The sequence below is a fragment of the Arthrobacter sp. SLBN-83 genome (assembly GCF_006715285.1).
Classification (GTDB): Bacteria; Actinomycetota; Actinomycetes; order Actinomycetales; family Micrococcaceae; genus Arthrobacter.
Genome location: NZ_VFMX01000001.1, coordinates 2,928,339 through 2,954,464, shown reverse-complemented (window position 1 = coordinate 2,954,464; position 26,126 = coordinate 2,928,339). Strand labels below are relative to the sequence as shown.

General features: G+C 64.5%; 36 protein-coding genes. All 36 read left to right on the top strand.

The annotated features are described in order from the left end of the window. Positions 1 to 220: 220 nt before the first annotated feature. The 36 genes from FBY30_RS13770 to FBY30_RS13605 all read left to right on the top strand — a co-directional run bounded on the left by FBY30_RS13770 (position 221) and on the right by FBY30_RS13605 (position 26,085). Positions 221 to 583, top strand: coding sequence for a hypothetical protein (locus FBY30_RS13770; protein WP_160141479.1), 363 nt, complete (start codon positions 221 to 223; stop codon positions 581 to 583). Between the two features lie 149 nt (positions 584 to 732). Continuing rightward, positions 733 to 1,155, top strand: coding sequence for a hypothetical protein (locus FBY30_RS13765; protein WP_142133361.1), 423 nt, complete (start codon positions 733 to 735; stop codon positions 1,153 to 1,155). A gap of 71 nt (positions 1,156 to 1,226) precedes the next feature. Next, on the top strand, positions 1,227 to 1,820 hold the full coding sequence (locus tag FBY30_RS13760; RefSeq protein ID WP_160141478.1) for an HNH endonuclease: 594 nt from the start codon (positions 1,227 to 1,229) through the stop codon (positions 1,818 to 1,820). Next, the gene (locus tag FBY30_RS13755; protein ID WP_142133359.1) at positions 1,817 to 2,089 is read left to right on the top strand and encodes a hypothetical protein; all 273 of its coding nucleotides are present in this window, start codon (positions 1,817 to 1,819) and stop codon (positions 2,087 to 2,089) included. The genes FBY30_RS13760 and FBY30_RS13755 overlap by 4 nt, the downstream gene beginning before the upstream one ends. Positions 2,090 to 2,166: 77 nt before the next feature. Next, a complete protein-coding gene (locus FBY30_RS13750) occupies positions 2,167 to 2,463 on the top strand; it encodes a VRR-NUC domain-containing protein (protein ID WP_142133358.1) in 297 nt (98 codons plus the stop codon). Positions 2,464 to 2,579: 116 nt separating this feature from the next. Continuing rightward, complete coding sequence (locus FBY30_RS13745; protein WP_142133357.1) at positions 2,580 to 2,837, top strand: hypothetical protein; 258 nt, start codon at positions 2,580 to 2,582, stop codon at positions 2,835 to 2,837. A gap of 82 nt (positions 2,838 to 2,919) precedes the next feature. Beyond that, positions 2,920 to 3,108 (top strand): hypothetical protein, encoded by a 189-nt coding sequence (locus tag FBY30_RS13740; protein ID WP_142133356.1) that lies wholly within the window; start codon positions 2,920 to 2,922, stop codon positions 3,106 to 3,108. Between the two features lie 193 nt (positions 3,109 to 3,301). After that, on the top strand, positions 3,302 to 3,496 hold the full coding sequence (locus tag FBY30_RS13735) for a hypothetical protein (protein ID WP_142133355.1): 195 nt from the start codon (positions 3,302 to 3,304) through the stop codon (positions 3,494 to 3,496). After that, positions 3,493 to 3,828, top strand: coding sequence for a hypothetical protein (locus FBY30_RS13730; RefSeq protein ID WP_142133354.1), 336 nt, complete (start codon positions 3,493 to 3,495; stop codon positions 3,826 to 3,828). The genes FBY30_RS13735 and FBY30_RS13730 overlap by 4 nt, the downstream gene beginning before the upstream one ends. Then, entirely contained in the window at positions 3,825 to 3,974 is a 150-nt protein-coding gene (locus FBY30_RS20685; RefSeq protein WP_160141477.1) for a hypothetical protein, read from the top strand. Before FBY30_RS13730 ends, FBY30_RS20685 begins: the two co-directional genes overlap by 4 nt. Then, positions 3,971 to 4,408, top strand: a complete 438-nt coding sequence (locus tag FBY30_RS13725; RefSeq protein ID WP_142133353.1) for a hypothetical protein — start codon at positions 3,971 to 3,973, stop codon at positions 4,406 to 4,408. The genes FBY30_RS20685 and FBY30_RS13725 overlap by 4 nt, the downstream gene beginning before the upstream one ends. Before the next feature lie 178 nt (positions 4,409 to 4,586). Next, the gene (locus tag FBY30_RS20680; protein ID WP_160141476.1) at positions 4,587 to 4,724 is read left to right on the top strand and encodes a hypothetical protein; all 138 of its coding nucleotides are present in this window, start codon (positions 4,587 to 4,589) and stop codon (positions 4,722 to 4,724) included. Continuing rightward, a complete protein-coding gene (locus tag FBY30_RS13720) occupies positions 4,721 to 4,936 on the top strand; it encodes a hypothetical protein (protein WP_142133352.1) in 216 nt (71 codons plus the stop codon). Before FBY30_RS20680 ends, FBY30_RS13720 begins: the two co-directional genes overlap by 4 nt. 109 nt (positions 4,937 to 5,045) lie before the next feature. Beyond that, on the top strand, positions 5,046 to 5,279 hold the full coding sequence (locus tag FBY30_RS13715) for a DUF3263 domain-containing protein (RefSeq protein ID WP_142133351.1): 234 nt from the start codon (positions 5,046 to 5,048) through the stop codon (positions 5,277 to 5,279). Between the two features lie 12 nt (positions 5,280 to 5,291). Beyond that, positions 5,292 to 5,876, top strand: coding sequence for a hypothetical protein (locus tag FBY30_RS13710; RefSeq protein WP_142133350.1), 585 nt, complete (start codon positions 5,292 to 5,294; stop codon positions 5,874 to 5,876). A 234-nt stretch (positions 5,877 to 6,110) separates the two neighbouring features. Then, a complete protein-coding gene (locus FBY30_RS20675) occupies positions 6,111 to 6,263 on the top strand; it encodes a hypothetical protein (protein WP_160141475.1) in 153 nt (50 codons plus the stop codon). A gap of 244 nt (positions 6,264 to 6,507) precedes the next feature. Further along, positions 6,508 to 7,044, top strand: coding sequence for a helix-turn-helix domain-containing protein (locus FBY30_RS13705; protein WP_142133349.1), 537 nt, complete (start codon positions 6,508 to 6,510; stop codon positions 7,042 to 7,044). Beyond that, positions 7,001 to 8,257: a PBSX family phage terminase large subunit gene (locus FBY30_RS13700; RefSeq protein WP_235009447.1), complete on the top strand. Its 1,257-nt coding sequence runs from the start codon at positions 7,001 to 7,003 to the stop codon at positions 8,255 to 8,257. The genes FBY30_RS13705 and FBY30_RS13700 overlap by 44 nt, the downstream gene beginning before the upstream one ends. Positions 8,258 to 8,272: 15 nt before the next feature. Beyond that, the gene (locus FBY30_RS13695; RefSeq protein WP_142133347.1) at positions 8,273 to 9,865 is read left to right on the top strand and encodes a phage portal protein; all 1,593 of its coding nucleotides are present in this window, start codon (positions 8,273 to 8,275) and stop codon (positions 9,863 to 9,865) included. A 9-nt stretch (positions 9,866 to 9,874) separates the two neighbouring features. After that, positions 9,875 to 10,957, top strand: a complete 1,083-nt coding sequence (locus FBY30_RS13690; protein WP_142133346.1) for a phage minor capsid protein — start codon at positions 9,875 to 9,877, stop codon at positions 10,955 to 10,957. Positions 10,958 to 11,024: 67 nt separating this feature from the next. Further along, positions 11,025 to 11,612 carry a hypothetical protein gene (locus tag FBY30_RS13685; RefSeq protein WP_142133345.1) on the top strand — a complete coding sequence of 196 codons (588 nt, stop codon included), beginning with the start codon at positions 11,025 to 11,027 and terminating at the stop codon, positions 11,610 to 11,612. A 17-nt stretch (positions 11,613 to 11,629) separates the two neighbouring features. Beyond that, positions 11,630 to 12,631 (top strand): major capsid protein, encoded by a 1,002-nt coding sequence (locus FBY30_RS13680; protein ID WP_142133344.1) that lies wholly within the window; start codon positions 11,630 to 11,632, stop codon positions 12,629 to 12,631. A 72-nt stretch (positions 12,632 to 12,703) separates the two neighbouring features. Next, positions 12,704 to 13,276: a hypothetical protein gene (locus tag FBY30_RS13675; protein ID WP_142133343.1), complete on the top strand. Its 573-nt coding sequence runs from the start codon at positions 12,704 to 12,706 to the stop codon at positions 13,274 to 13,276. A gap of 15 nt (positions 13,277 to 13,291) precedes the next feature. Continuing rightward, positions 13,292 to 13,705 carry a hypothetical protein gene (locus FBY30_RS13670; RefSeq protein WP_142133342.1) on the top strand — a complete coding sequence of 138 codons (414 nt, stop codon included), beginning with the start codon at positions 13,292 to 13,294 and terminating at the stop codon, positions 13,703 to 13,705. Then, on the top strand, positions 13,702 to 14,019 hold the full coding sequence (locus FBY30_RS13665) for a hypothetical protein (protein WP_142133341.1): 318 nt from the start codon (positions 13,702 to 13,704) through the stop codon (positions 14,017 to 14,019). Before FBY30_RS13670 ends, FBY30_RS13665 begins: the two co-directional genes overlap by 4 nt. Beyond that, entirely contained in the window at positions 14,016 to 14,360 is a 345-nt protein-coding gene (locus FBY30_RS13660; RefSeq protein ID WP_142133340.1) for a hypothetical protein, read from the top strand. The genes FBY30_RS13665 and FBY30_RS13660 overlap by 4 nt, the downstream gene beginning before the upstream one ends. Then, entirely contained in the window at positions 14,357 to 14,812 is a 456-nt protein-coding gene (locus FBY30_RS13655) for a minor capsid protein (RefSeq protein WP_142133339.1), read from the top strand. The genes FBY30_RS13660 and FBY30_RS13655 overlap by 4 nt, the downstream gene beginning before the upstream one ends. Before the next feature lie 18 nt (positions 14,813 to 14,830). Then, a complete protein-coding gene (locus FBY30_RS13650; RefSeq protein WP_142133338.1) occupies positions 14,831 to 15,295 on the top strand; it encodes a phage tail tube protein in 465 nt (154 codons plus the stop codon). A 97-nt stretch (positions 15,296 to 15,392) separates the two neighbouring features. After that, a complete protein-coding gene (locus FBY30_RS13645) occupies positions 15,393 to 15,902 on the top strand; it encodes a DUF7426 family protein (protein WP_142133337.1) in 510 nt (169 codons plus the stop codon). A 216-nt stretch (positions 15,903 to 16,118) separates the two neighbouring features. Next, entirely contained in the window at positions 16,119 to 20,711 is a 4,593-nt protein-coding gene (locus tag FBY30_RS21010; RefSeq protein ID WP_142133336.1) for a peptidoglycan DD-metalloendopeptidase family protein, read from the top strand. Between the two features lie 14 nt (positions 20,712 to 20,725). After that, entirely contained in the window at positions 20,726 to 21,709 is a 984-nt protein-coding gene (locus FBY30_RS13635) for a hypothetical protein (protein WP_142133335.1), read from the top strand. Continuing rightward, the gene (locus tag FBY30_RS13630; RefSeq protein ID WP_160141474.1) at positions 21,706 to 22,866 is read left to right on the top strand and encodes a Gp37-like protein; all 1,161 of its coding nucleotides are present in this window, start codon (positions 21,706 to 21,708) and stop codon (positions 22,864 to 22,866) included. Before FBY30_RS13635 ends, FBY30_RS13630 begins: the two co-directional genes overlap by 4 nt. Then, entirely contained in the window at positions 22,866 to 23,795 is a 930-nt protein-coding gene (locus FBY30_RS13625) for a hypothetical protein (protein ID WP_142133333.1), read from the top strand. The genes FBY30_RS13630 and FBY30_RS13625 overlap by 1 nt, the downstream gene beginning before the upstream one ends. Positions 23,796 to 23,825: 30 nt before the next feature. Further along, positions 23,826 to 24,104, top strand: a complete 279-nt coding sequence (locus FBY30_RS13620; protein WP_142133332.1) for a hypothetical protein — start codon at positions 23,826 to 23,828, stop codon at positions 24,102 to 24,104. Positions 24,105 to 24,857: 753 nt separating this feature from the next. Next, positions 24,858 to 25,790 carry a CHAP domain-containing protein gene (locus FBY30_RS13610; protein WP_142133331.1) on the top strand — a complete coding sequence of 311 codons (933 nt, stop codon included), beginning with the start codon at positions 24,858 to 24,860 and terminating at the stop codon, positions 25,788 to 25,790. Next, a complete protein-coding gene (locus FBY30_RS13605; protein WP_142133330.1) occupies positions 25,783 to 26,085 on the top strand; it encodes a hypothetical protein in 303 nt (100 codons plus the stop codon). The genes FBY30_RS13610 and FBY30_RS13605 overlap by 8 nt, the downstream gene beginning before the upstream one ends. Positions 26,086 to 26,126: the final 41 nt, after the last annotated feature.

Sequence of the window (26,126 nt, the reverse complement as noted above, 5' to 3'; positions counted from 1 at the left end):
CCCACTTCTTCACCTGCGAATGCGGGAAGGCCTACTCACCCACACGGGACGAAGCCAGACGACTACGCAGGGAGATCGCGGGGCCCGGGGCGCTGCTGGAGGTGTGCCGGTTCTACGAATGCGATCACGGCGGATGGCATTGGACGAGACAAACAGGATGGGACGAGTAGTGGCAAGGAAGAAAGACGGGCGTTCATTCATCGCCGTCCACGATGACGCAATGGACCACCCGAAGATCGAAGCGATGTCGGACACGGCCAAGGTCCACTGGCTCCGGCTCACGGGTTGGTGCAATCGGATGAGGACGGACGGGTACGTGTCCGCGGCTAAGGCCAAGGAACGCGGCCCGAAGGTCTTCAAGGAACTCACCACCGAGCTTGTGCCAGGACGCGGGGCGATGCTCGAAGCACAACCGGATGGCCGCTACCGCCTGCATGACTACCTGAACCACCAGTGGTCGAAGGAAGAGATCGAATTGCAGGCGGCGAAGAACCGGGAAAACGGCGCTAAGGGCGGCAGACCAAGAACCCAACCAAAACCCACTGGGTTAGAGCATGGGTTGCGAGTGGTTGGCGAAACCTAACCCCCTATTACCTAGTACCTATTACCTACTCATCTCACCTAAGTGCCTTTCCAGATTTTTAAAGAATCTGGGGTGAAGAAAAGCGTCGATCGTCACTCACTTAACGCGAGAGACCGGGACGCACGACGATTCTTCTTTGAAGGAGATCCATGTACAAGCTCACGGACCAGGAAGGGCAACGCCTCACGGCCATGATGGTCGCGGCCCGCCCGGACTGGACCCCGAACAAGCCCGGCCTGATCCTCCGGGAAGCCAACGAGGAAGGATTCCCGGGGAAGGACTTCGGGCATTGCGTCCGGGCCCTCGCCCACTACGCCACCCAGCAAGACCCCGGTGGGGGATGGGCGAAGCGGACACCGAACTTCTACCCGCAGGACGGCCGCCACTGGTCCTCCACAGCCCCGGACGACTGGCAAGCCCCAAGGACCTGGACACCATGCGCCGACCACCCCGAGCAAGAAGCTCATCATTGCCGCTGCTGTTGGGCGGATGTAAAAGCCGGACAAAGACCGGAATCCCATATCGGAAAACACTGGAATTCCCCGGAAATTCAAGGAAATGAGATAGAATGAGAGCATTAGAAACTCCCGCGATTGCGTCAACAATCCGGGAGCGCGACCACCGCTTTCTGAGGAGCGATGATATGCCCAAGCTTAGCTGCGCCATACCCACTTGCCAAAGCCCGGCGAAAGCCCGCGGCTGGTGCGCCATGCACTACCAGAAGTGGTCTCGCTACGGCGACCCAGAGCACCCCACCAACCCCCGGTACTCGACACCCGAAGAATCCTTCGCTGCCCGAACCAAGCGCCAAGGCGATTGCCTCATATGGACCGGAGCGAAGTACGGCGACGGATACGGGAAGATCACCGTCCGTAGCACTGAAGCGATGTCCGTCCATCGGTGGGCCTACGAGAAGGCTCACGGACCGATCCCGGAGGGCATGAAGGTTGACCACACCTGCCACAACCCGCTGTGCTGCAACGCCGAACACCTGCGACTAGCAACCCAGAAGCAGAACGGTGAGAACCGGGCAGGGACCAATCGGAACAACAAGTCATCCAAGACCCTCGGCGTTTCATTTGACAAACAAACCGGACGTTGGTCGGCCTCGGTCATGCACAACCGGAAGATGTACTGGGGCGGCAGGCACGACACCGAAGCCCAGGCCGCCAAAGCGGTAGCGGCTCTGCGAAACAGCCTCTTCACCCACAACGACGCAGACAGGACCGCAGCATGAGTACCACCGGCATGCACACCGAGACCACCCTCAAAGCCCGGCACAAAGAAGCCCTAGATATCTTCGAAGCATGGTGCGACCGCGTCCAAACCAGCGGCGGACATGACAGGGTAGCTGCCGAACTCCAGCAGATGGAAGCCTGGGACTGGGTAGAGCAAACCGCAGAAGACCTGCGGCTCTACCGTGAGGTTATGCGCTCAAACGCCACAGCAGCCCGCAGGAGCGCCTCAAACACCCGAGGACGTCTCCATGCCCACAGGACGCACTAACAGTGCCTGAGAAGCGCACTGAGCGCGTTACCGGACGACGTGAAGAACGCGCATATGGGTTTCATTTGCGGCCGGGGATGAGCGAGAAGGAGTTCCAGGGGATCGTGATGGAGTTGGCGTCGTTGCATGGGTATGAGCTGGCGTATCACACTCACGATTCGCGGCGGTCCGCTCCAGGGTTCCCTGACCTGGTCCTCGTGTCCCCGAAGCGGGCCCGGGTGTTGTTCCGGGAGTTGAAGACCGACGTCGGTAGGGTGTCGCCGGATCAGCGGAAGTGGGTGGACGGGCTCACGGCTGCTGGTGCTGATGCTGGGGTGTGGCGGCCGGCGGATCTCGTATCGGGCCGGGTAGTCGCGGAACTGAAAGGCGCGTAGTTTTGCCCGGAATGAGTACCATCAGTGCTTGGTTTAGGTACTGACAAGCGGTAGACTTAGGTATTGCAGCAGACGAGAGGCCAGGGATGGCCGAATATCCGATGGAGGAAAACCCGATGAGTGCTCAGACTCAAACCAAGAACACCCCGGTACGCGTCAAGAAGGCGCGGCTCTGGGACCACTACAGCGCCACGTCCGTCATCCAGATCGCGGAGCCGCAGCCGCAGTACGGGCTTGTCCAGCTCAACTCCTACCGGCGTGGCCAGCTGTCCGTTTCCCATGACGTGAACCGGGCCGACTTCATCAAGGCAGTCGAAGCGGTCCTCAACGTCACCGTCACGGAGAACGCACAACTCACTGAGGCCGCGGCATGAGCGCCCCGGTAGTCCCGGGGTTCCGTGTGGAGTGGACCGGCCGGATCGCCGTGTACATCCCCGTCAAGCCCGGGGCCCAAAAGTGAAGGGCTGGTTCAGGGCCCTCCGTTGGGAGCGTCGCCGGCCCGCACCCGCTCCCAGGCCACGGATCAGCCCCGAAGACAAGATGATCGCCGCCTGGTGGGGCTACACCGAACAGCAGTGGGCCGAGCTGCCCGCGCTCGTCCAGGTGGACAAACGCGAAACCGTGACATGGGCGAGGACAGCATGAGCGACTACTGCTACTGCGACCAGTGCATGGGCAGGCTTGAGCCGCCGGAGCCTTGCGAGTACTGCTGGATCAAGACGGGGCGAATGCAGGTCTGTGATGGGTCCTGCGATTCTCTGACTCAGAGGCAGTATGAGCGGCACTACGGACGATACCGGTGGCAGGGTAAGCCGCTGATCCACAACGGCGGCAAACCGTGACGGCCGCCGAGCTCCAGGCTCTCGCCGCCCAGAAACGAGCCGAAACCCTCGAGTACCAGGGCCTCACGGAACAGCACCGCCTCACCGGCCTCACGTTCGGGCAACCCGCATGCAACACCCACCTCATCGCCAAGCTCCGTCGGATGGACCCGGACCTGTACAAGACCATCACCACAAAGGACACACCATGAACGCACGCGACGAACTGGCCGCACTTGCGCGGGAAGCGATCTACAAGCCAGCCGCGAGCAGCTTGGTTACGCACGATATAGCCGACGCGATCCTTGCCGCTGGTTACCGGAAGCCCCGCACCATCACCACCGCCGAAGAACTCGACGCGCTGCCGGTTGGGTCCGTCGTCCTGCGAAACGGCCGGGCATTCCAGCGCTTCGCTCCACATCGGGTGAACGCCTTCTACGAGTACAAGGCGTGGCAGTGCACGGACGGCGGGTTTGTTCGCTCCACGAAGGACGGTATGTCCATCCTCCCCGCGACCGTGATTCACGAAGCAGACCCGTCGTGACTGCGGCTCAGTTTGAGGACCAGGAAGGGCGGGACCTGGTCCAAGCCATCCACCGACGCAAGTTCGACTACAACGAGCCGCTCCCGCCCGCACCCAAATACCGCGGCCGCGAATGGGAACCCACCACAGACAAGGAACAGTCATGAGCGAGACGGTTGAATTCACGATCATCGACACCGACAACAAGGTGGCATTCAAGAACGCGATAGGTCATGACATCGCCTGGGGTGACATCGAATACGGCGAGTCCACCGAAGCGGAGATCAAGGCTTTCACTGACAATTTCGAGTTCCTGAAGTGGGGCAATCACGACTACTTCCACACTGATGGCGGCCTCTACCAAGGCACTACGCTCATGCGTGTCATTCGTCGTAAGACTGATGGGAAGCTGTTCGGATTCTCCTACTGGCAGGGCGGCGGCAAGTATGGTGAGGCGTTCATCGAGCCGAACGGAGACGATCACGGATATCCCGGCAAGTATGACTGGGAGGACGGTGTTGACGAGGACCAGGTCTGGTACGTGTTCCTGCCCGTGAAGTCGGCAACTATCCCCGCGTACGTCTTCGAAGCCTCTAAGTGAGGTTCACAAAGCGGACGTACCGGCAAGCTATCCGACGCTCGTTCAACCGGGAGTACGAACTGTTCCGGGGCGGCATCGCAACCACGAGCGCGTGGTACCGGCAGATGCACCACACCGCGGCCATAAGGCGACGCCGGTTTCAAGAAGGCAAGTACTAAGCAAAGGGGAGGGCACGACGATGTGTGAAGCGGAAGAAGCGTTACAGAAGCTCGCGTTCGAACTCGAACTCCAATGGGGCGCCGGCCGCATCGACTTCGGCAAACTCAAAGCCCTCGCCACCGCGACCTGCACCGACGACCAGAAAGCAACAGCATGAGCGTAGTAACTCCCCGGACACGGGTCACCAAACGCCACGAGTACGCAGTCCCACAGCCAGCAGCGTACGGCGACGTGGAGGACGCCATCCTCTGGGCCAAGCGGGATGCCCAAGCAGCGCACGTAGACACCAGCTACTCAGACGCCCTGCACGTCACCCACGACGACGACAACATCATCGTCTACTGGGAACAGGAGGTCGCTGATGTGTAGCTTGCAGGAGCATATTGAGCGGGAGATCCGCGCCAGGCAGGCCGAGCAGGAAACGACTGATGTTGAAGAAACAACCGAAAATGTCTCACCCGCCCCATAAGCTCCACTGGTGCTCACAGACATCCAGAAGAACATGATCGACCTCGCCGGCGAAACCTTCAAATACGCTGGCTCCCTCGAAGACCAAGCCCGGCAATGCTTCGGCCTCACCCCAACCAGGTACTGGCAGGAAGTGAACCGCCTCATCCAAACCCCTGCAGCCCACCAATACCGCCCCGCGCTGGTCCAGCGTCTCACCCAGCGCCGCCAACCACGAACCAGACTCAACACCCGACTCATCTAGGGGGAATCTACTTTGGGCCGATTCGCTGTCCACGTCCACCAACTCATCTCCACCCACCGCACCGGCGGGGAACTCCACCCGCCCCTGCTGACCAGACTGCGGGATGCGGCCAAGCCAGGGAATGATGGTGGGAAGGCGGGGAGCAGCGATAGCGGGAAGCCAATCCCCATCGATGCAACCGCCATCGACCTCTTCTGCAAGATCGAAACCAGGGCCCGGAAGGAATGGCTACACCTCCGCGGGTTCGTCTACGTCGGGAAGCTAGAGAACCTCCTCTGGGACCTCATCAGCCCACCATTCACAGAACTCCCCGAGGACTGGGACCTCTACCTCTACGACCTCGCCACAAGCTGGATAGATGAGATCCTCGGCCTCCTCAATCCAACAAAGCCGCGCCGCAAGCTGCACAGCCCATGCCCGGCCTGCGGGGTCAAGTACCACGGGGAGAGGCGCACGCCCGCGCTCACCCTGAACTGCTGGGACGAGAACGAGGACATGGTGCATCCATCCAAGTGGGACGCTGCTTGTTCTGCGTGCGGTGCGGAGTGGCACGGCGACGAGGTCCAGTGGCTTTCTCGTACCCTCATTGCCGTCTGAGAGTGCGCGTGTCGCCTTGTATCAGTGCCTAATGTCCCGTAGCATGGGTCATGGCTTCGGAGTAGTGTCTCCAAAGCCGTTTTGGTTTCTACCCCCATTGGCGGGTAGGCATAGACGTGGTGGCGGGTGTCTGCTGCACAGATTCTCCAAGCGGCGAGCTCGGCCCATCCAGCCTTGAGTGACGACCCGCACGGGCCCGCCACCACCCAAACTTCGCAACGAACAGAGACGGCCATGACACAAGCGGAAATCCTCACTGCACTGCAGGGCCACATCCCGACCGGTGACTTCGAGGGTGACGTACGCAGCTGCATGTGTGGCTGGGAAGCCCCCATGCATATCGGCGGCGACTACCGAAACCATGTGGCTGAAATCCTGGCCACCTAATCTTCCCCACCGAAAAGCTTGCGGGCTGAGGCGGAAGGCATAACTGAATGATGCCCGCCGGAACATGAGCCGGCAGGCCGCGGGGCTGAAAGTGGTTTGGCGAGGATCCCCCAGTACTCGCCGCAGGTTCGACACCTGCCAGCCCCACTGACGGGGAACGCGCACCGACCACGCCACCAAAGACCAGCGGTTCAGCCAGTACCCGTCCACCAACCCACAACCCCGAGGCGGTGACCAACCTCTTGTGCCCAACCCCAAACGCACACAAGCAGACCGGGACATCGTCCTCGCCCTCCACGCCCAAGACAAAGGCCGCAACGACATCGTCCGCGAAACCGGGTACTCCACCGCCTGGGTCTCCAAGGTAGTCAAAGAAGCCGGCCTGTCCTTCGCCCGCTCCGACCGCATCAAAGCCGCCACAGAAGCGAAAACGCAGGACAACAAAGCCCGACGCGCCAAACTCGTCGGCCGCATGTACGACCGCGCAGAGTTCATCCTCAACCGCCTCGAAGCACCAACGTTCTCCGCGCTCGTCCCAACCGGGCCAGGACAGCAATCACCCCGGGATCTGGACTTCGTCCCCGCCGGTGAGGAACGCAACCTCGCCACGTCCGTCGCCGTGTACCTGGACAAGGCCATGCTCCTCGAGAAGGTAGACGCCGTCCCCGAACGCTCCGAAGCCCAGTCCATGCTCAGCCGCCTCGCAGAACAATTGGGGGTCACCAATGCTCCAAGCGGTGAGCCCGAAACAACTGAACTTCCTCAGGGGCAGCAACCGTAAGGTCAACATCCTCGAAGGTTCCATCCGGTCCGGGAAAACCATCATCGCCTTGGTCCGGTGGATGATGTTCCTCGCCAACGCCCCAAAAACCGGTGCATTGGTCATGGTTGGCCGGACCCGCGACTCGGTGTGGCGGAACATGATCGGCCCCCTGCAGGACACCACCCTCTTCGGCGCCCTCGCGGACGACGTCATAGGTAACTACGGCGCCCCCACCGTGAAGATCTTCGGCCGCCTCGTCCACGTCCTCGGAGCCTCCGACGCGAAGTCCGAGAAGGTCCTCCGTGGCCTCACCGTCGCCGGCGCGATGGTTGATGAGATCACGACCATCCCGGAAGAGTTCTTCACCCAGCTCCTCGGCCGCATGTCCGTCGCCGGCGCCCAACTCTTCGGGACCACGAACCCGGACGGGCCCGCGCACTGGTTCAAGAAGAAGTTCCTGGACCGTATCGGCGCCAGCAAAGGTTCGTTGTCGCACTGGACGCGGTGGCGGTTCACCATGGAAGACAACCCCTCCCTCTCCTCCGAGTACATCGAGGAGAAGAAGCTCGAGTTCACTGGCCTCTTCTACAAGCGCTTCATTGAAGGCCTTTGGGTGGCCGCTGAGGGCGCCGTGTTCGACTTCTGGGACGAGCAAGAACATGTTGTGGCTTGGAAGGACCTGCCCCCGATGCAGCGCTACTTCGGTTGCGGCATCGACTACGGCACCACCCACGCGACCTCAGCGATCATCCTGGGCCTCGGCATCGACGGTGTCCTCTATTTCGTGGACGAGTGGCGGTATGAAGCCGCGGACAGGTCCATGCGCCTCAACGACGCCACGATCACCACTGCGATCAAAGAGTGGTTGCCCGTCGATCACATCCCGCACCCGTCCACCCTGCAACCGGAATGGGTCATCATCGACCCCGCCGCCGCCTCGCTCCATGTGGAGTTCGGCACGCAGGGTGTCCGCAACGTCATCGCCGCCAACAACGAAGTCCTCTACGGGATCCGGACGATGTCCTCGCTCATGGCCAACGGCAAACTCAAGGTCTCCGACCGCTGCCAAGGCCTCATCAGCGAAATGCCCGGGTACTCATGGGATCCCGCGGCCTCGCTGCGTGGTGAGGACAAGCCCATCAAGACCGCTGATGACTCTATTGACCCCGCCCGGTACGTCGTGGCGACCACTGAAACGAACTGGCGCGGCCTCGTAGACCTCGCCGCATAACCCCAGGAGGCCACATTGGCACTGCCCGCCAACGGCATAGCGTGGCCACCCAAGGAACTCGCCAACGTCCTCCCCGTCCTCCGAACCTACGGCGCCTGGTACTCCAACGAGACCGCCACCCTCTCCAGCATCTACGCCCAGTCCGCCTCCCGGCCGGGCCTGCTGCAGCGGATCCGGACATGGTTCGTCGGAGCCAAGGCCACCGAGTCCCCGGACATGGCGAACATCCACATCAGCCTCGCCCAAGAGATCTGCCGCACCAGTGCGAACCTCCTCTTCTCCGAGCCGGCCACGGCAGTCATCGACGCTGCCGAGGACGACGCTGAGGAAAAGGTCAGTAAGGCGCAGGAGCGGCTGGACCTCATCACCGGGCCCGAGTTCGAACAGACCATCGTCTCCGGCGCAGAGATCAGTGCCGCCCTCGGCGGGGTGTTTCTCCGGGTCACGTGGGACAAAGCCACCGCTGAGCACGTCTTCATCTCCAAGGTGGATGCGGACATGGCATGGCCGACGTTCCACTGGGGCCGCCTCCACACTGTCACCTTCTGGCGGACCGTGAAGACCGAAGGCCAGCAGATCACCCGGCACCTCGAACACCACTGGAAAGACAACACCGGTGTCGGCATGGTCTCCCACGGCCTCTACGAGGGAACCCCGGACAACCTCGGTCACCGCGTCCCCTTCGACGCCCACGACTCCACAGCCTGGCTCGCAGAACCGGCCAACGCTGAGCTCCTCATCAACGGGGACACCCTCTCCACCCTCACCCCCGGCCTCGCCGTCGAATACGCCCCCAACATCACTCCCTCCGCCCTGTGGAGGAATGATCCCGTGGGCGCACACCTCGGCCGTAGTGACCTCGAGGGGATTGAGCAGAAACTCGACGCCCTGGACGAGCTGTACTCTTCCTGGCTGCGGGACATCCGTCTCGGCAAGGGCCGCCTCATCGTGGGTGAGTCCATGCTGCAGGACCTCGGCGCCGGCAAGGGTGCAGGGTTCGATCTGGATCAGTCGATCTTCACCCCGGTGAAGGCGGCGCCGTCGTCCATGGGTGACTCGAAGATGGCCATCGAGAAGGTCCAGTTCGAGATCCGCACGGACGACTTCCTCACCGCCATCGACCACTTCCGCCGCATCATCCTCACCGCCGCCGGCTACTCCCCGGCCACGTTCGGGATGCAGGACTCCTCCGGCGCGGCTGTAACGGCCACCGAGGTCGCGGCCAAGGCCCAGACCTCGTACACGACCAGGAAACGGAAGATCCTCGGTCTCAAGCCGGCCATGGAGCGGATCCTCACCAAGGCCCTCGCCGTGGACGCGCAGATCTTCCCGGCCGGTGTCACCCCGTGCCCGGTGCGGGTGGACTTCGCGGACGGCATCGCGGACGACGCGGAGGCCGTGGCCCGTCAGAACCAGCTGGACTACTCCAGCCAGTCCGCTTCCATTGAGGAGCGGGTGAAGCGCCGGAACCCGTCCTGGGATCAGCCCGAGGTGGATGAGGAAGTGGCCCGCATCCGTGCGGACTTCGCTCTCGAACCCCTCACCGACCCGACCACGTTCGGGGAGGACGGGCAGGGGCTTGACCCCTCCTTGACCCCGACAGGATAGGATGCGGCCATGGCGATCCGCCCGGATGATGCCACGTCCCTGGCGAAGGGGCTGAGGGAGCAGTTCGCAGAAGCTGAAACCCTCCTCCTCCAGAAGATCGCTAAGGCACTGTCAGACGGCAAAGACGGGCCCGACTGGGCTGAGCGGAAGCTCCGCAACATCCAAGCCCTCCGCGCCCAGACAGACAGGATCATCGCCAGCCTCCAACTCGGACTCCCCGGAGCCGTCGAAGAGGCGGTGGGGATGGCCTACAACCGTGGTGTGGCGACCGCCGGCGCTGAACTCACCAGCGCGGGCCTCATCCACGGGGCCTTCGGGGAAGTGCAGCCCACCGGCGCCCTCGCCGCCCTCGTCCGCGACACCCTAGGGTTGCTCACGCCGATGCGGTTCCACATCTCTCGGGCAGTGAACGACATCTACGCCCAGACCGTCCGGCAGGCCGTCGCCCAAGCCGCACTGGGTGTCGTAACCCGCCGGGAAGCCTCCGCGATCATCCTGGAACGGCTGGGCAAGACCGGTATCACAGGGTTCCGGGACACGGCCGGGCGGAACTGGAACATGGCATCCTACGCTGAGATGGCGGCACGAACCTCCACCTCACAAGCCATGCTCCAAGGCAGCACTGACCGGCTCCGGGAACTCGGCGTGGACACCGTCATCGTGTCCAACGCCCCCGAGGAATGCGCGGTCTGCCGCCCGTTCGAGGGGAAGGTCCTCTCCCTGACCGGGCAGACCAGCGGGAAGCTGCGGGACGGCCGGACCGTGATGGCTTCCCTCGCTGAGGCGAAGGCCCGCGGGCTCTACCACCCGAACTGCCGGCACTCCCACAACATCTACCTTCCCGGCATCACCAAAGGCCCCGGCACGGACACCGCGGACCCCGAGGGTGACAAGCTGCGGCAGCAGCAACGGGCCTATGAGCGACGGATCCGGGAACTGAAGAGGCAAGTGGCCATCGCTGACGAGTTCGGCGGCCAGCAAGCCGCGCAGACCCGGGCCAAGCTCCGGAGCAAGCAGGCGGAGTTCAAGTCCTGGCGGGACGAGAACGGCCGTAAGGATCTCAGTTACAGGACCTCGTTGAAGGTTCGATAACCCAATTACCCACGAAAGGGAGTCACTAGACGGTGGCTCCCTTTTTCTATGCCACTTGGAGGGCACCATGAGCGAAGCAGCAACCGAGCAGGAACAGCAGACCCAGCAGCAGGGCACCGAAGCTCAGCAGCAGGAGCAGAAGCCCGCTGAGGAGACCAAGCCAGCCGAGTGGGACGGCAAGGTGGAGTCCCTCCCCGCCGGGGCGCAGAAGCTCATCAACGAGCTCCGCAAGGCAGACGGCGACGAACGGGTGGCAAAAAAGACCCTGGACGCCATCCAGAAGGCCCTCAACCCCGAGGCCAAGGACGGCGAGAAGCCCGACGCTGACGCCCTCACCCGCTCCCTGACCGAGCAGCAAGCCGAAGCACGGCAGGCCAAGACCGAACTGGCCGTCTACAAGGCCGCAAACACGCTGGGCGCCGACGCTGACGCCCTCCTAGACTCCCGCAGCTTCCTGGCGAAGCTCGGAGACATCGACCCCACCAAGACCGCCGACATCGAGAAGGCGATCAAGGACGCGGTCAAAGACAACCCCAAGCTCAAGGCGGCCCGGGCGGCCGGCACGAGCGGCGGCGACTTCACCGGCGGGACCGGGGAAAAGCCTGCGAAACCCTCCACCCTCGAAGACGCCATCGCCAAAAAGATGGCCCGCTAACCCCTTAGGAGCATGCAATGCCCGTAACCCTCGCCCAGGCGAAGCTCAACGTAACGGACGACGTCGATGTCCAGATCATCGATGAGTTTCAGAAGTCCAACGACATCCTCAACCGCATCACGTTCGATGACGTGGTGTCCCCCGCCGGCGGCGGCGCGACCCTGACCTACTCGTACACCCGGCAGCTCACCCAGCGTGGCGCCGCGTTCCGTGCGATCAACTCCGAGTACGCACCGCAGGAAGCTACCAAGGTCCGCGCCAGCGTGGACCTGAAGCCCCTCGGCGGCTCCTTCCAGATCGACCGCGTCCTGGACGGCATCGGACAGGCCCGTGAGACCGCGTTCCAGATGCGCGAACTCCTCAAGGGCACCTCGGCCAAGTTCAACGACGCTGTCTTCAACGGTGACACCGCGGTGGACGCCAACGGCTTCGACGGCCTCTCCAAGATCCTGACCGGATCCACCACGGAGTACCTGCCCCTGGCCAACGGCACCACCACCGGCTACCGCGACTGGACCGCCGTGGACACCAAGGCCGAAGCCATCGCGGAAATCGAGCAGATCGACGCCTGGCTGTCCCTGCTGGACTCCGAACCGGACGCCATCTACGGACCCAAGAAGGTCCTGTCGATGTTCAAGCGCCTGGCCATGTGGGCTGACCAGTACGAGAAGACCACGGACGCCTTCGGCCGCCGGGTGGACTCCTACAACGGCATCCCGCTGATCGACCCGGGCACCAAGGACGGCTCCAACACGGACGTCCTGGCCACCCAGACCCGCGATGCAGACGCAGGCGGCGCCGGCGGCAACATCACCGGCCTCGGTGACTTGTACGCCGTCCGCTTCGGCCTGGACGGCTTCCACGCCGTCTCCACCACGGGCTCCCTGGTCCGCTCGTGGATGCCGGACTTCTCCACCGCCGGCGCTGTGAAGACCGGTGAGGCCGAGCTCGGTCCCGCCGCTGTGGTCCTGAAGAAGACCAAGGCCGCGGGCGTCTTCCGCAACATCAAGGTTGCCTAACCTCTGACCAGTACGACCGGCGCCGGGCTGCTTATGTAGCCCGGCGCTGGACTACAGCCCTAGGAGGGCAGCATGAAAATCACGAGCCCAGATAAGACGTACACCGGCACCTCGGTGTACGGGTCCACCACGTTGGCCTTCAAGGAAGGCGTGGCTGAAACCGACGACCTGCCCGCCGGTGTTCGCCTGTACCTGCAGGGCGCCGGCTACGGCATCGACGGGGCAGCGACCGCGCCCGATGTTCCGGAGGTCCTGGATCCCCGCGACGTCTCTGGCACTGAGCAGCTCGGAACCGCGCTGCGAGACGCTGCCGTGGACCCGCAGGAAGGTGACTTCCTCGCCCCCACGAACGCGGGCAAAGCCAACCCCCACGGCCCCGAGGTCATCGCCCCGGAAATCCACGCATCCGAGGGTGTTCGCCCGGTCAAGCCCGGCGACGTGCACGTGGACGACACCGCCAAGCAGGACAAGGCGGAGAGCACTCACGTCACCGACCCAACCGCCACCCCTGCCGCCCCGGCCGGGAACGCATCCAAGGCCGACTGGCACGCCTACGCCCTGTCCATCGGCATCGCTGAGGAGTCCCTGGAGGACCTCAGCCGGGACGAGATCCGCGAGGCCGTCAACAACGTCACCGCCGAATAACAAGGGAGGGCCGCTGTGAAGCTCTACGCCACCGAGGCTGAACTATCCGCATGGATGTCCCCAGCCGCGCCGCCGGAGAACGCGGCGGCCCTCCTCCGCTCAGCTTCGTCCAGGATTCGGACGGAGACCCGGTCCGCCCGGTACGCCACGGACGCGGACGGGTACCCGACTGATACGGCTCTGCGGCAAGCGTTCCGTGAGGCCGTGTGCGCGCAGGTCAAGTTCTGGGCGGACCATCAGGTGGACCCGGCACTGGGCAGGGCTGGGGTGACGCCCGCGGCGACGTCGAAGTCCATTGGGGGCGCCACGATCACGTATGAGCAGGGCGCGACGGCGGCGAAGGTGGAAGCAGTGGAGGGCCTGGCCCCGGACGCTTACTACCTTCTCGCTGACGCTGGCCTCCTCGGCGGGATGGTGCAGCTGCTGTGAGCGAGTTCGAAGAGTTCTGGGTCCACGAGGTCACAGTAACCACGCTCACGGGCGCGGGCGCGTGGGGCGACTCTTACTCTGATCCCGTCCAGGTCAAGGGGCTGGTGGCGGAGGGCAACACCCTGGTCCGGGCCGCGGACGGCAACGAGGTGGTGTCCTCCACGAGGTTCACCACGGACACCGTAGGCCCGGACCTCTTCGCTTCCGGCTCCCAGGTCACCTACCGGGGGAAGACCCTGGACGTCATCAGCGTCACAGTGGCCGACTCCGGGCCCTTGGGTCTGCCGGACCACATCACGGTGAACCTGGCATGAGCAAGGACTGGAACCTGCACCTCAACGGCCAGGTCGACGAGTCGCTCAAGCGGGCGGCGAACCGTGGGCTGGCCCTCGCCGCGGAGCACGTCCTCGGTGAGTCGAATAAGACGGTCCCCATCGAGGAGGCCACCCTGGAGCGTTCCGGGACGACGTCCACGGACAAGTCACGGCTCCGGGCCGCGGTCAGCTACGACACCCCCTACGCGGTAAAGCAGCACGAAGACCTCACCCTGCGGCACGACGCCGGCCGGTCCGCGAAGTACCTGGAGAACGCCCTCAACAGCGAAGTCCCAGCCGTCCGGGAAATCATCGCCCAAACCATCAAGGGGGACCTGTGACCGTTGTTTACGGCTCCACCGGGTTCCGGATCCGGCTCCTCACCGCCATCGGCCAATACCTCGGCACCGCCCAGGTAGGCCGCTGGATGACCTCCGGCACGTACCTGTCCACAGACACCGCCATCACCATCGACGTGCTGCCGGCCACCCCGGACAAGGGCATCGCCATGACGCTCTACCCCGTCTCCGACTCCCTAGGAACGGACACGGTCATCGGCCTGCAACTCCGCATCCGCGGCAAAGCCAATGACCGGATCTCGGACAAAGACATCGTGGACCGCGCCTTCGACGCCCTCCACGGCGTCAACGGGATCACCCTCGACGGGATCCCCATAGTCCTGATCGAACACAAGTCAGGGGCTGCGCTCGGACCGGACGGCAACAACCGGCTCGAACACACGGCCAACTACTACATCACCCTCACAAGGACCGGCCCCAACCGGGACGACTAACCATCAAGGAGAGCCAGCATGGCCACCACGATTACCCCGGGCATCGTCTCGGACTGGACCCTCGAAGTCGCCGCCTACACGGACGGCACGACGCCCACCACGTTCACCCGCGTGTACGGCATCACGGACTTCACCCCGCCCGCCCCGTCCAAGAACCTTGAGGACGACTCGGACTTCGATTCCGGCGCCTGGGGCTCCCAAACCGGTACCGGCCTCAGCTACGAGATGTCCGGCACCGTCAAGGTACCCCGCGCCGGCCTCGCTGTGGACCCCGGCCAGGAGATCCTGCGTCTCGCCGGCAAGTCCGTCGCGGAGGACGGCTACGTGCACTTCCGGGCCATCAAGAAGGGCGCCACCACCGGTTACACCGGTATCGCTGACGCTTCCTTCACCGAAGGCGGCGGTTCCCGCACGGACCTCACCAAGGCCGAGTTCACCCTCTCCGGCCGCGGCGAGCTGGCGGACTACACCCCCGCCCCGTAACACCCCCTAGACCCCCGCGCCTGCCTGTTTCCAAGGGCGGGCAGGCGCGGGCCCCCAAACACCCATCCCCTTGGAACCTAGACCCTTGGAGACCACCTTGACCGAACTCAAAGAACTCAACGACTTCCTCTCCCCCACCCTCGTGGTGCCCGCCGGCGGCAAGGAATACCGCATCAAGGCGGTGTCCGCGAAGACCGGCCTGCGGATCCAGCACATGATGACGCTCGGCTTCAAAGCCCAGGCAGGTGAGTCCTTCACGGAGAAGGACATCGAACTCGTCTCCGACGACGAGGAAACCGACTTCTTCCGCAGCGTCCTCGGGGACACCTACGACGAACTCCTCGCAGACGGCGTCTCCTACGCGGGCCTGCGGCAACTCACCTCACTGGTGACGATCTGGACCACGCAGTCCTTCGAAGCAGCCCAGCAGTATTTTTTAGCGGCCGGAAAGGCTCCGGAGCCCAACAGGGCACAGCGCCGAACGGCGACCCGGACATCTACGGCCGCGGCCACTACAACCCCGAAACGGGCCTCAGCGAGTGGTACGAGTACCCCGAAGCGGGCAAAGGCCACACCTGGCAGCAAATCCTCACCCACTGGCGCCTGATTGAGCAGGACTTCCAAGACACCTACACCATCGACCTCTCCTCCGGCGTGCTGGGAGAGAGGCCGTGGTCTTGGTTCGCAACCCGCATCAGTGGGCTGCTGAACAAAACCCCTGTCTTGGATCCGCATAACCCGCGCCGGTCCATCCCTCAAACCCGTCTGGGCTTGGTGCTGAACCCTCCGGGGGACGGCAAATAACTAAACATTGGAGGCCCCGGTGGCGCTGTCTCTTGGTGAACTGTCCGGCATCATCAGCCTGAACGAGAAACCGGCTCTGCTCTCCCTGGGGCGGGTCCGGAAGGGCATGCAGGACACGGCCTCCGAGGGGCAGCGCTCCACGGACAAGATGCAGGCGCAGGTCAAGAAGTACGAGACCGCAGTGGAGAACGCGTCCGCTAACGTGGCCAAGTCCAAGCGCCGCGAAGAGGACGCCTCCGCGAAGGTCCGTGCCGCTGAGGAGGCCCTCACCAAGGCCCGGCAGAAGGGCGCTGACGGTACCGAAACGGTAGCGAAGGCCCAGGAACGCCTGGCAGCTGCCCACCGGCGGGCCCAGGACGCGCAGGACGCCACCGCACGCTCCACCCGCGACCTCGAGGCAGCCCAAGAGCGCCTCGCCAACCTGACCTCCCGGAACACCAACCGAATCAGCCTCGACTTCCACAAGATGTCCGAGAACATCTCCAAGGAAGGCACCCGCGGCGGCCGTGCCTTCACCCAGGCATTCGTGGGTGTGGTGGGTGGCCTGTCGGCCATCACCCCCGCCGCGGGCGCTGCCGGGGCCTCCATCGTGGCCGCAGCGGGGAATGCGGTCACCTTCGCAGCATCCCTGTCCTCCCTCGCCGGTGTCGCAGCACTGGTCCCGGCCGGGCTCATGTCCATCGGCGCCGGCGCAGGTACCCTCCTGGCCGCGTTCTCCGGCGTGGGCGAGGCCCTGAAGACCGCGACCGAGGCCGCAAACGCGATCTCCACCACCAACCCCCGCATCGCCGCCATGGCTGTGGAGGACGCCATGATGGCGATCACCATCGCGGAAGAGAACGCGGCCGAGGCGCAGGAGAACGCGGCCCGCAGGGTATCGGACGCCAAACGCGCCCTGCAGGAAGTCACCATCTCGGTTGCCGAGGACCAGAAGGCCGCGGCGAAGGCCGTGGAGATGGCCGAACGGGACGAAGCGAAAGCTGCCCGGGACGTCATCGAAGCGCAGAAAGACCTGACCAAGGCCCGGGAAGACGCAGCCAAGAAGGTCAGCAGCGTAGGGCGGGAACTTGAGGCCGCGAACCTCAAGGCGGTAGACACGGCACTGGCCTACAAGGACGCCACGGACGCCTACAACAAGGCCCTCGCGGATCCGAAGGCCAGCGATGACCAGCTTGCCCGTCTCGAGAACAACATGGCGAAGGCTGGCCTCGCTGACGAGAACGCCAAGCGTTCGGTGCTGGACCTCCGGGATGAGCAGGACAAGGCTCAGAAGGAACAGACAGCGGCGAACGAGAAGGTTCTCGACGCTGAGCAGAAGCTCACCGATGCCCGGCAGGCGCAGGCGGACGCGATCCAGAACCGCAAGGACGCCCAAGAGAACGTCCTGAAGCAGGAACGTGACGGGGCCCAGCGGATCGCTGACGCGCAGCAGGCCGTGGCGGACGCTACGAAGGCGGCTGAGAAGGCGCAGGTGGACTCCGCCCGCGCTGTGGAGCAGGCGCACCGGAACCTTGAACGGGTCCAGATGCAGCAGGCAGACACTGCCGCCCAGGCTGGGGCTAAGTCCGCTCAGGCGATGGATAACCTCACCCCCTCCGCGCAGCAGGCTGTGCGGTCCCTGCTGGTGGTCAAGGACCAGTTGGACGGTATCCGGAAGATCGCGCAGGAGAACTTCTTCTCCGGCTTCTCCGCACCCCTGCTGTCGCTGGCCCACACGGTTATGCCGCAGCTGGCCACTGGTGTTGCGGCTATCGCGTCGGCTATGGGGTCCGGGGCGCAGATCTTCATGCGCGCCCTTGAGGGTGCGCTCGGGGGCGGGGTCCTCGAATCCCTCCTCCTCGGGGTGGCCAAGTCCACGGAGATCCTGAACACGGCGATCACCCCGATTGTGCAGGCCTTCACCACCCTTGGTGTCGTCGGCATGCAGTACATGCCGCTCCTCGCCCAGTGGGTGGCCGACGTCGCTACCCAGTTCAACGACTTCATCCAGGCAGCCGCCGCGGATGGGCGGCTGAAGGGCTGGATCGACGCCGGTATCCAGGCGCTGCAGGACCTGTGGTCCATCGCGGGGTCCGTGGTGGGGATCTTCCAGTCCATCAACAAGGCAGCCGAAGCAGGCGGCGCGGTGTCCACCCTCGCCGGTCTCGCGGAGGGCCTCCGGAACGTCTCCGCTGCTATGCAGGGCGAAGAGTTCCAGCGGACCCTGTCCACCATCTTCTCCGGGGCAGCGCAGGGCGCGCAGGGCCTCCTGGCCGCGCTCGGTCCCATCGGGGCAGCGTTCTCCGCCGGGGCGCCCGCCCTGGCTGAGTTCCTGAAGCTTGGTGGCGAGATCGCTGGGACGTTCATCGGTGGGGTCTTCACGGCCCTCTCGAACCCCGACTTCGGTAACGGGCTCATCTCCTTCATGTCCGGTCTGCAGCAGGGTGTGGCGGCAATAGCGCCGCTCCTGCCCGGTCTGACTGGTGCCTTCGGCAAGCTGCTGGAGGCCCTGGGCCCGATTGCGGCTCAGGTGGGTCCGAGCTTGGTGCAGGTGTTCACGTTCTTCGCGGGCAGCATCGCCAACGTACTGTCCTTCCTTGACCCGCTGCTGTCGGCTGTGGCTGGGAGCCCGGTGGTCTTGGGTCTCCTGATCGGTGCCTTCACGGCGACCGCTGCCGCCTCTGCTGCCCTCACGGCCGCCGGGAACGTCCAGCGCATCGCTATGACGGCATGGTCTGCTGGGGCGAAGGCTGTGGCCGCCGCCCAGTGGCTCCTGAACGCGGCGATGAACGCGAACCCGATGGCGAAGGTCATCGGCCTCGTCTCGCTGGTTGTGGGCGCTCTGGTCTGGTTCTTCACCCAGACAGAGCTGGGCCAGCAGATCGTGCAGAACGTGTGGGCCGGGATCCAGGTTGCCGTGGGTGCCGTCGCGGACTGGTTTACTAACACAGCGGTGCCGGCCCTGCAGGGCGCCTTCAACGCCGTGGCCGACGCCTGCAACTGGCTGTACCAGAACGTGTTCAAGCCCGTGTTTGACGGCATCGGCTCAGTCATAACGTGGCTGTGGACCGAGGTTCTTAAACCGACGATCGACACCTGGGTCTACATGTTTGAGAACATCCTAGGCCCCGCATTCACTTGGCTCTACGAGAAGGTCATCAAACCTGCCTTTGACGGCATTGGTGGCGTAATCAAGTGGGTGTGGGAAGAGGTCATCAAGAAGACCATCGACACCTGGGTGTACATGTTCGAGAACATCCTCGGACCGGCCTTTTCCTGGCTCTACGAGAAGATCATCAAGCCAGCCTTCGATGGAATTGGCGGGGCCATCAAGTGGGTCTGGGAAAACGTCATCAAGCCTGTCTTCGACACCCTCTCGGACTTCATCACGAAGACCATCCCGAAAGCCTTCGAGGACGGCGTTGGGTTCGTGAAGACGGCCTGGGAGAAGCTTCAGGACATCGCTAAGGCGCCGGTGCGGTTCGTAGTCGATACGGTCATCAATGACGGCCTGATCGGCGCGTTCAACACGGTGGCCGGGGTCCTTCCCGGTGTGCCGAAGCTGGACCGCGTGAAGCTCCCGGAAGGGTTCTCCCGGGGTGGTGTTCTTCCCGGCTACGAGCCGCAAAAGCGAGATACCGTCCTCACTCCGATGCGACCCGGGGAAGGCGTGCTCGTACCAGAGGTAGTGAAGGGTGCCGGCCGCGGGTTCATCGACACGCTGAACGCTGCAGGCAACCGAGGTGTGGGAGCCGTCAAGGCACTCATGGCCCAAGGGTTCCACCCTGGCCGGGCCTTGGGCGGGCTCATCAACCCGCTTCCGAGTTCGGTTGTCTCCCAGCCCTTCAGCAGCACCCACAACGGCATGGACTTCGCAGCCCCCACCGGCACACCCGTAAGGGCTGCCGGCGGCGGCCGGGTGTCCATGGCCGGCTGGTCCACCGGTGGCGGTGGCAATGAGATCCACATCGATCACCCCAACGGGCTGCAAACCTGGTACGCCCACCTGTCCTCCTTCGCCGTGAAGGCCGGGCAGATGGTCAACACAGGCACCCGGATCGGTGAAGTCGGTTCCACCGGTAACTCCACCGGCCCGCACCTGCACTACATGGTGCTGAACGGTGGCTGGCCGAACTACATGAACCCGGCACCGTACCTCAGCGGCGGCGGCGACATCCCCGCAGGCGGCACACCGTGGAACCCGATCACGGGAATCATCGATGGGCTGCTGGGCAAGTTCAAGGAAGCATTCCCGGGCTCGGGGGTCTTCCTCGACATCGTGGGCGGCATCGGTAAGAAGGTCCTGACGGACGTCTCGAACTTCATCACCGGTGCCTTCGGCGGCCACAAGGATGACACCGGGAACGTCCTAGCCCCAACGCTGTACGACGGCGGCGGGTGGCTGGAGAACACCGGCGGCCCACAGATCGTCCAGCACAACAAGTCCAAGCCGGACGCGGTCCTCACCTACGAGGAACTGCAGATGTTCAAGGCCGCGGCCCTGAACGGCACCGGCGGCGGGATCCAGTACTCGCCCACATACCAGTACATCGGTGAGGACCCGCAGACCGTGATGCGCCGTGACAAGGCGCGGGCCATGGACCTGTTCAACGCCCTCACCCCTGTCGGATAACCAAAGGAGCCACTGTGGCCAACATTGTGTTCGGAGCCCCCCACATCCCGCCGGTAGACCCGGCGCCGGCGTGGTCCGGGATGCCGATGACATGGACCGCCAAAGGGGTTACCTGGCCACTGACCGACCGCTCCACGGGGATCTACCTCCGGCCCAACGTCAGGGGCTTGGGGACGATCACCACGGAGCGGCACGCCTCCACCTCCCCCGCGCTGCCGGGGTCAAGGCATGAGGGTGTCTCGGTGCTGGACCGTGAAGTGACGTGGCCTATCCGGATCTACTGCCCGGACGGCTCGGTTGCGTGGATGCTGCGGGACCGGGCCTTCTGGGAGGGCATGGACCCGGAGGACACCGGCATTTGGGAGGTGACGCACCCGGACGGGGCCAAGCGGTCCCTCCGGCTGCGGTTCCGGGACGACTCGGACCACCTGCGAAAGAAAAACCCGCTGAAGCTCGGCTGGGATGAGTATTCGATCAACCTGGTGGCGGAGCAGCCCTATTGGGTGGGGGAACCGGAGGTGCAGTCCTTCAAGGCGCCCCCACCGCCCCAGCCGTTCTTCGAACCGAACGGCCCAGCGCTGGTCAACATCGCCTCTTCCTACTCGGTGGAGAACGCCACGATAGACAACCTGGGGGACGTCGAATCGTGCGCCCGCTGGTACATCGATGGGGAGACCACCTCCGCCTCCGTGGGTGTGAACGGTGTGGTTGTGACCGTGCCGTTCACCGTCCCCTACGGGCAGTGTCTCGTGATCGAGTCCGACCCGGAGAACCTCGGCGCCACCCTCTACGACATCACCGTAGGCGGGATGAACAAGAAGCCCTCGGAGCGGATCTTCGGGGAGGACCTCATCAACCCAGTGGATAAGACCCGTGACCTCGGGGAGAACGACTTCGCCCCGATCCCGGCCGGGAAGCAAGTTCCCCTGTCCCTGACCCTGGTGGGCACGGGCGTCGTGGAGTGCCTGCTCCCATCCCTGTATCGGAGGCCATGGTGACGGGAATCAATTCTGGCGCTGCCTTCGGGGTGCCGCTGTTCCGGATCAGCGTCTACAACAAAGACCGGCAGTTCGAGTGCAACATCGGCAACCCCTCCTCCCTGGAAGCGGTCATCCGGTGGGACCAGGTCTCCACCCTGACCATGTCCCTCCCCCTCGGCCACAAGCGCGTCCCGAACCTCATGGCGGACGGCGCCCGCCTCCGGGTCCTCTTCCGGGGCGAGCACCTAATCTCCGGACCGATCGTCTCCGACTCGCTGGAGTCCAGTGGCGGTAAGGACGACACCTACACGGTGACCGTGGAGGACGATGTCCGGGTCCTCAAGGAGATCCTCGGCTGGCCCGTCCCCACGGCCGGCATAATTTCTCAGGACTCGTCCGAGTACCGGACCTACACCGGGAACGCGGAGAGCATCGTCAAGGCCGCTGTCACCGAGAACGGCGTCAATCGGTTGGCCATCCCCGGCCTGACCGTGGCGCCGAACCTCAACCGTGGGGCCACGGTGCCGGGCGGGGTGCCGTTCCGGTTCCACCCCCTCGCTGAGCAGCTCTTCCCCGCCGTCACGGACGCAGGGATCGGGGTCACCGTCCGTCAGGTGGACGGCTCGCTCGTGCTGGATGTCAGGGAGCCGGAGCAGCTCACCACGAAGCTTTCGGTCAAGGGCCGGACCCTGAAACGGGTGGGGATGACCCGGACCCGGCCGGCCGCCTCCCGGGTAGTCATCGGCGGCCAGGGTGAGGGCACTGCCCGGAAGTTCCGGATGCTCACCGACCCGCTGCGGGAATCCCAGTACGAGATGCGTGCAGAAGCTTTCCGGGATGCCCGCGACGATGACACCGACGCAGTCATGGACGCCCGCGGCCAGGAAACACTCCGGGAGCAGGGACCCAAGAACGGGGTCTCTATCGATCTCGCCGGGTCCGGGATCTTCCAGTACGGGCCCGGCGGCTTCCACGTCGGAGACTCCGTGCCCATCGAAGTAACAGGCGGCGTGACCATGACCGAGGTCATCCGCGAATGCACCCTCCGGTGGAAGTCAGCCCACCACGCAGACATTGAACCGTCAGCCGGAGAAATCACAAACCAACCCGAGCGGGCTATGGCGAACAGGTTCGCCGCCATGTTCCGGCGCATACGAAACCAGGAGACACGCTAATGGCCGTTGAATTCATTTCCTACGGGTACGACACCGCGCCCGGTGAGGGCCTTGGGGAGCTGGTGTGGCAGGAGATGTTCCCTGGCATTGGCACCGCATCTTACGCGGTCCGCAGCCCCACGGACTGGAAGGTGTCGCCTGTTTCCGGCGCTGACCGGACGGTGTCCATCGCTGCCGGCCGGGGCTTCGGGCTCGGCGTGATCGATAAGACGGTGTCCAACGACACGATCCAGTTGGACCCGATCACTTCCGGATCCCGCTGGGACCTCATCGCCTGCCGGCGGGACCCGACCCCGACGAAGGGCAAGTCCGAGTTCATCAAGATCAACGGCGGATCCACGCAGGTCATCCCCGGCGGCCGGCTCTCCGGCCCGGGCATCCATGACCAGCCCCTCGCCCTGGTGCAGGTCACGGCAGGGCAGACTCAGCCGACCTCCATCATTGACCTCCGGACCTGGTCCGGAGACGGCGGAGGCCTGGTGGCCGCCCACGACCTGGTCCGGTCCTTCCTGAACCAGGTGGGAACCCGGCTGAGCATCAGCGGCATCGACTGGGTCCGCCGGGTGGGCGACAACGACACCCCAGTGTGGGTGAAGCTGGGCGAGGCCGGGAAGGTCTCCCTGTACGGCTTTTCCGGCGGACGAGTTGGTGGGGTGCCGCCGGCGGACACCCAGTTCCTTGTCCAAAAGGGCACCACGGTCATCCCGCAGGAAGTGAACGGCTACGGCACGATCTGGTTGAAGCCGTTCCCCAATGGGGTCATCAGCGCAAACGTCAACAACGGGGATGTGAACACCACCGGCCGGGGCTGGAGCGCGGAAATCGTAGACCTCAACACGATTGCCCTTTATGTGAATCTCGCCAACGGTTCCGGCGTCGGTTACAGCAAGGGTATTTGGCGCTGCGACTGGGAGGTGACCGGGTGGTAGCGCGGCCGCCGGTCAAGGAGGGATGAACGTGTGGATCTCCAATGGCTCGTCCCGCTCGGCGGCTTCCTCGGCATCATCGGTGCCGGCGCGTGGAAACTCATCGACCGGGCCGACAAAAAGCGTGAAAGCAGGGAGGCCGCTGTGATTCAAACCCTGAAGGACCGCATCGAAGAACTGAAGCTGCAGCTTGCCCGGGTGACCCGGCAACTGAAGCAGCGGACCCGGGCCGGCGACAAATGGCGGGAGCAGCTCGTGGCGCATGACATAAAGCCTGACCCCGAGGCCTGGCCGGAGGACGACGATGAGTAACGACGCAGAGTTCAACAGACGACTTGGGCAGCAGGAGCGAGAACTGGAGCGTTCCCAGCGGGCCGCCCGCCGCCGCAACCTCTTGATCCTCGCTCTCGCCCTGCTGGCGCTCCTGTTCGGAATCGCCTGCCTGTACTTCGCGATGGACAACGCCCGCCTCGCTTCGGCTAACGCGGTGTATGGCCAGACTCAGCAGCAGGAAAAGCAGAACCTCGCTGAGGAGTTCGACGCGGCGTGTAAGACCGCTGACTTTCAGCAGACGCCGGCGGGCGCGAACATCTGCCGGAAGGCCGAACAGGTAGCGGCCGAGCCTGGCGCCCCGCTGGCTGGCCCACAGGGCGCTCAGGGAGTGCAAGGGCCGCGGGGTGAGCAGGGATTCCCGGGACCGACTGGAGCCGCCGGACCTGCTGGACCGAAGGGTGACACAGGGGCGGCCGGCTTGGCTGGCCTCCTCGGCGCCGCCGGGACGAACGGTGCACCCGGCAAAGACGGCGCACCGGGCCCTGTTGGTGCCACCGGACCGGCCGGGCCTCCTGGCCCATCTGGTCCGCCCGGGGCTGACTCAACCGTCCCAGGGCCTGCCGGTCCTGCTGGACCCACTGGGGCTCCCGGCGCTGCGGGTCCGAAGGGTGACCCCGGCCGGGGCATTCAGTCCGCGTTCTGCGGCAATGACGGCCGCTGGATCATCACGTACACAGACGGCACCACGAGCGACGGCGGCACCTGCCGCCCAACAATCCTTGGAGGGACACCATGAGCATCATTGATGACTGGTTCAGCTTCGCGCTTGGCGAGGCTCTGGACCCCGACGGGCACTATGGCAACCAGTGCGTGGATGCGGTGGACCATTACGCGGAGTTCATCTTCGGGGTTCCGTGGCCGCAGTGCGTTGGCGCTGTGAACGGCGCCCGGCAACTGCTGGACGCAGCCTCCGATGAGTACTGGATCCGCATCGACTACTACCACGGGTTCATCCCACAGCGCGGCGACGTGCTCGTGTTCGGCGGGGACCAGTACAACCAGTGGGGCCACACAGCGCCCACCGAGTCGGCGACCAACACCTACATCGATGTGCTGCAGCAGGACGGCTTCGGCGCACCGCTGAAGTTCGTGGACGGCGGCTGGTACTCCGACAAACCAGCGCACCGCGCCCGGCTGGCCTACAGCCAGAACGGCACCGGAGCACTAAAGGGCGTCCTCCGCCCGCGCCCCGAAAAGCTGAAGCCCAGCACCGGCCTCTCCTACCAAGGGGCCATCACCAACCAATCAGCACCACAGGCACAGGAAGAGGACGACATGCCTTCTGCAGCAGAGATCGCCAAAGAGATCATGAACTACAAGCTGGACCGGCAAGGTCCGGGCCAGTCGGGGCAGACAAGCCTTGCTGCCGCTCTGCAGTGGGCGGACGCGAACAACGCAAGTGTTGTCCGTGCCACCGCGGACACCGTCCTGAACACCCCGATCCGCCGGCAGGGCAAGGGTGCGGGGCTGGGCGACAACACCAGCCTCGGAGCCATGGTTGCCTGGCACGACTCCGGCACACTGGACGTCATCGCCGCGGTGGCCGCCAGCGCAGCCAGTGACGGCGGCACCGTGGAGCAGATCAAGGCTGCTGTCACCGCCGCACTGAGCGAGGGCACCGTGAAGGTGGATGTGACCGTGCAGGGGGCCCAGACCAATGGCTGAGCACCGCGCAGAAGTCGCCACGCAGGCGCAGTATCCGTGGCGGGCTGTTGTCCGGACCATTGTGCAGGTAGGCATCCCCGCTTTCCTTGCTTTTGCTGGGCTGTTGCCGGAGGTTGTCCAGACCATCGTGGAGCAGTTCGGTGAGCACCTGCCCGAGGGCTTCCGGTTGTGGATGTTCGCTGTAGCTGCCGGCGTGACCGCGGTGGCCGGTGCTATCACCCGAGTGATGGCGCTGCCCAAGGTCATCGACTTTGCCCGGAAGTACCTGCCGTGGCTTTCTCCTGACAAAGCCTGACCTAACCCAACCCACCGAAGCGCCTGATGGGGCGCTTTTTT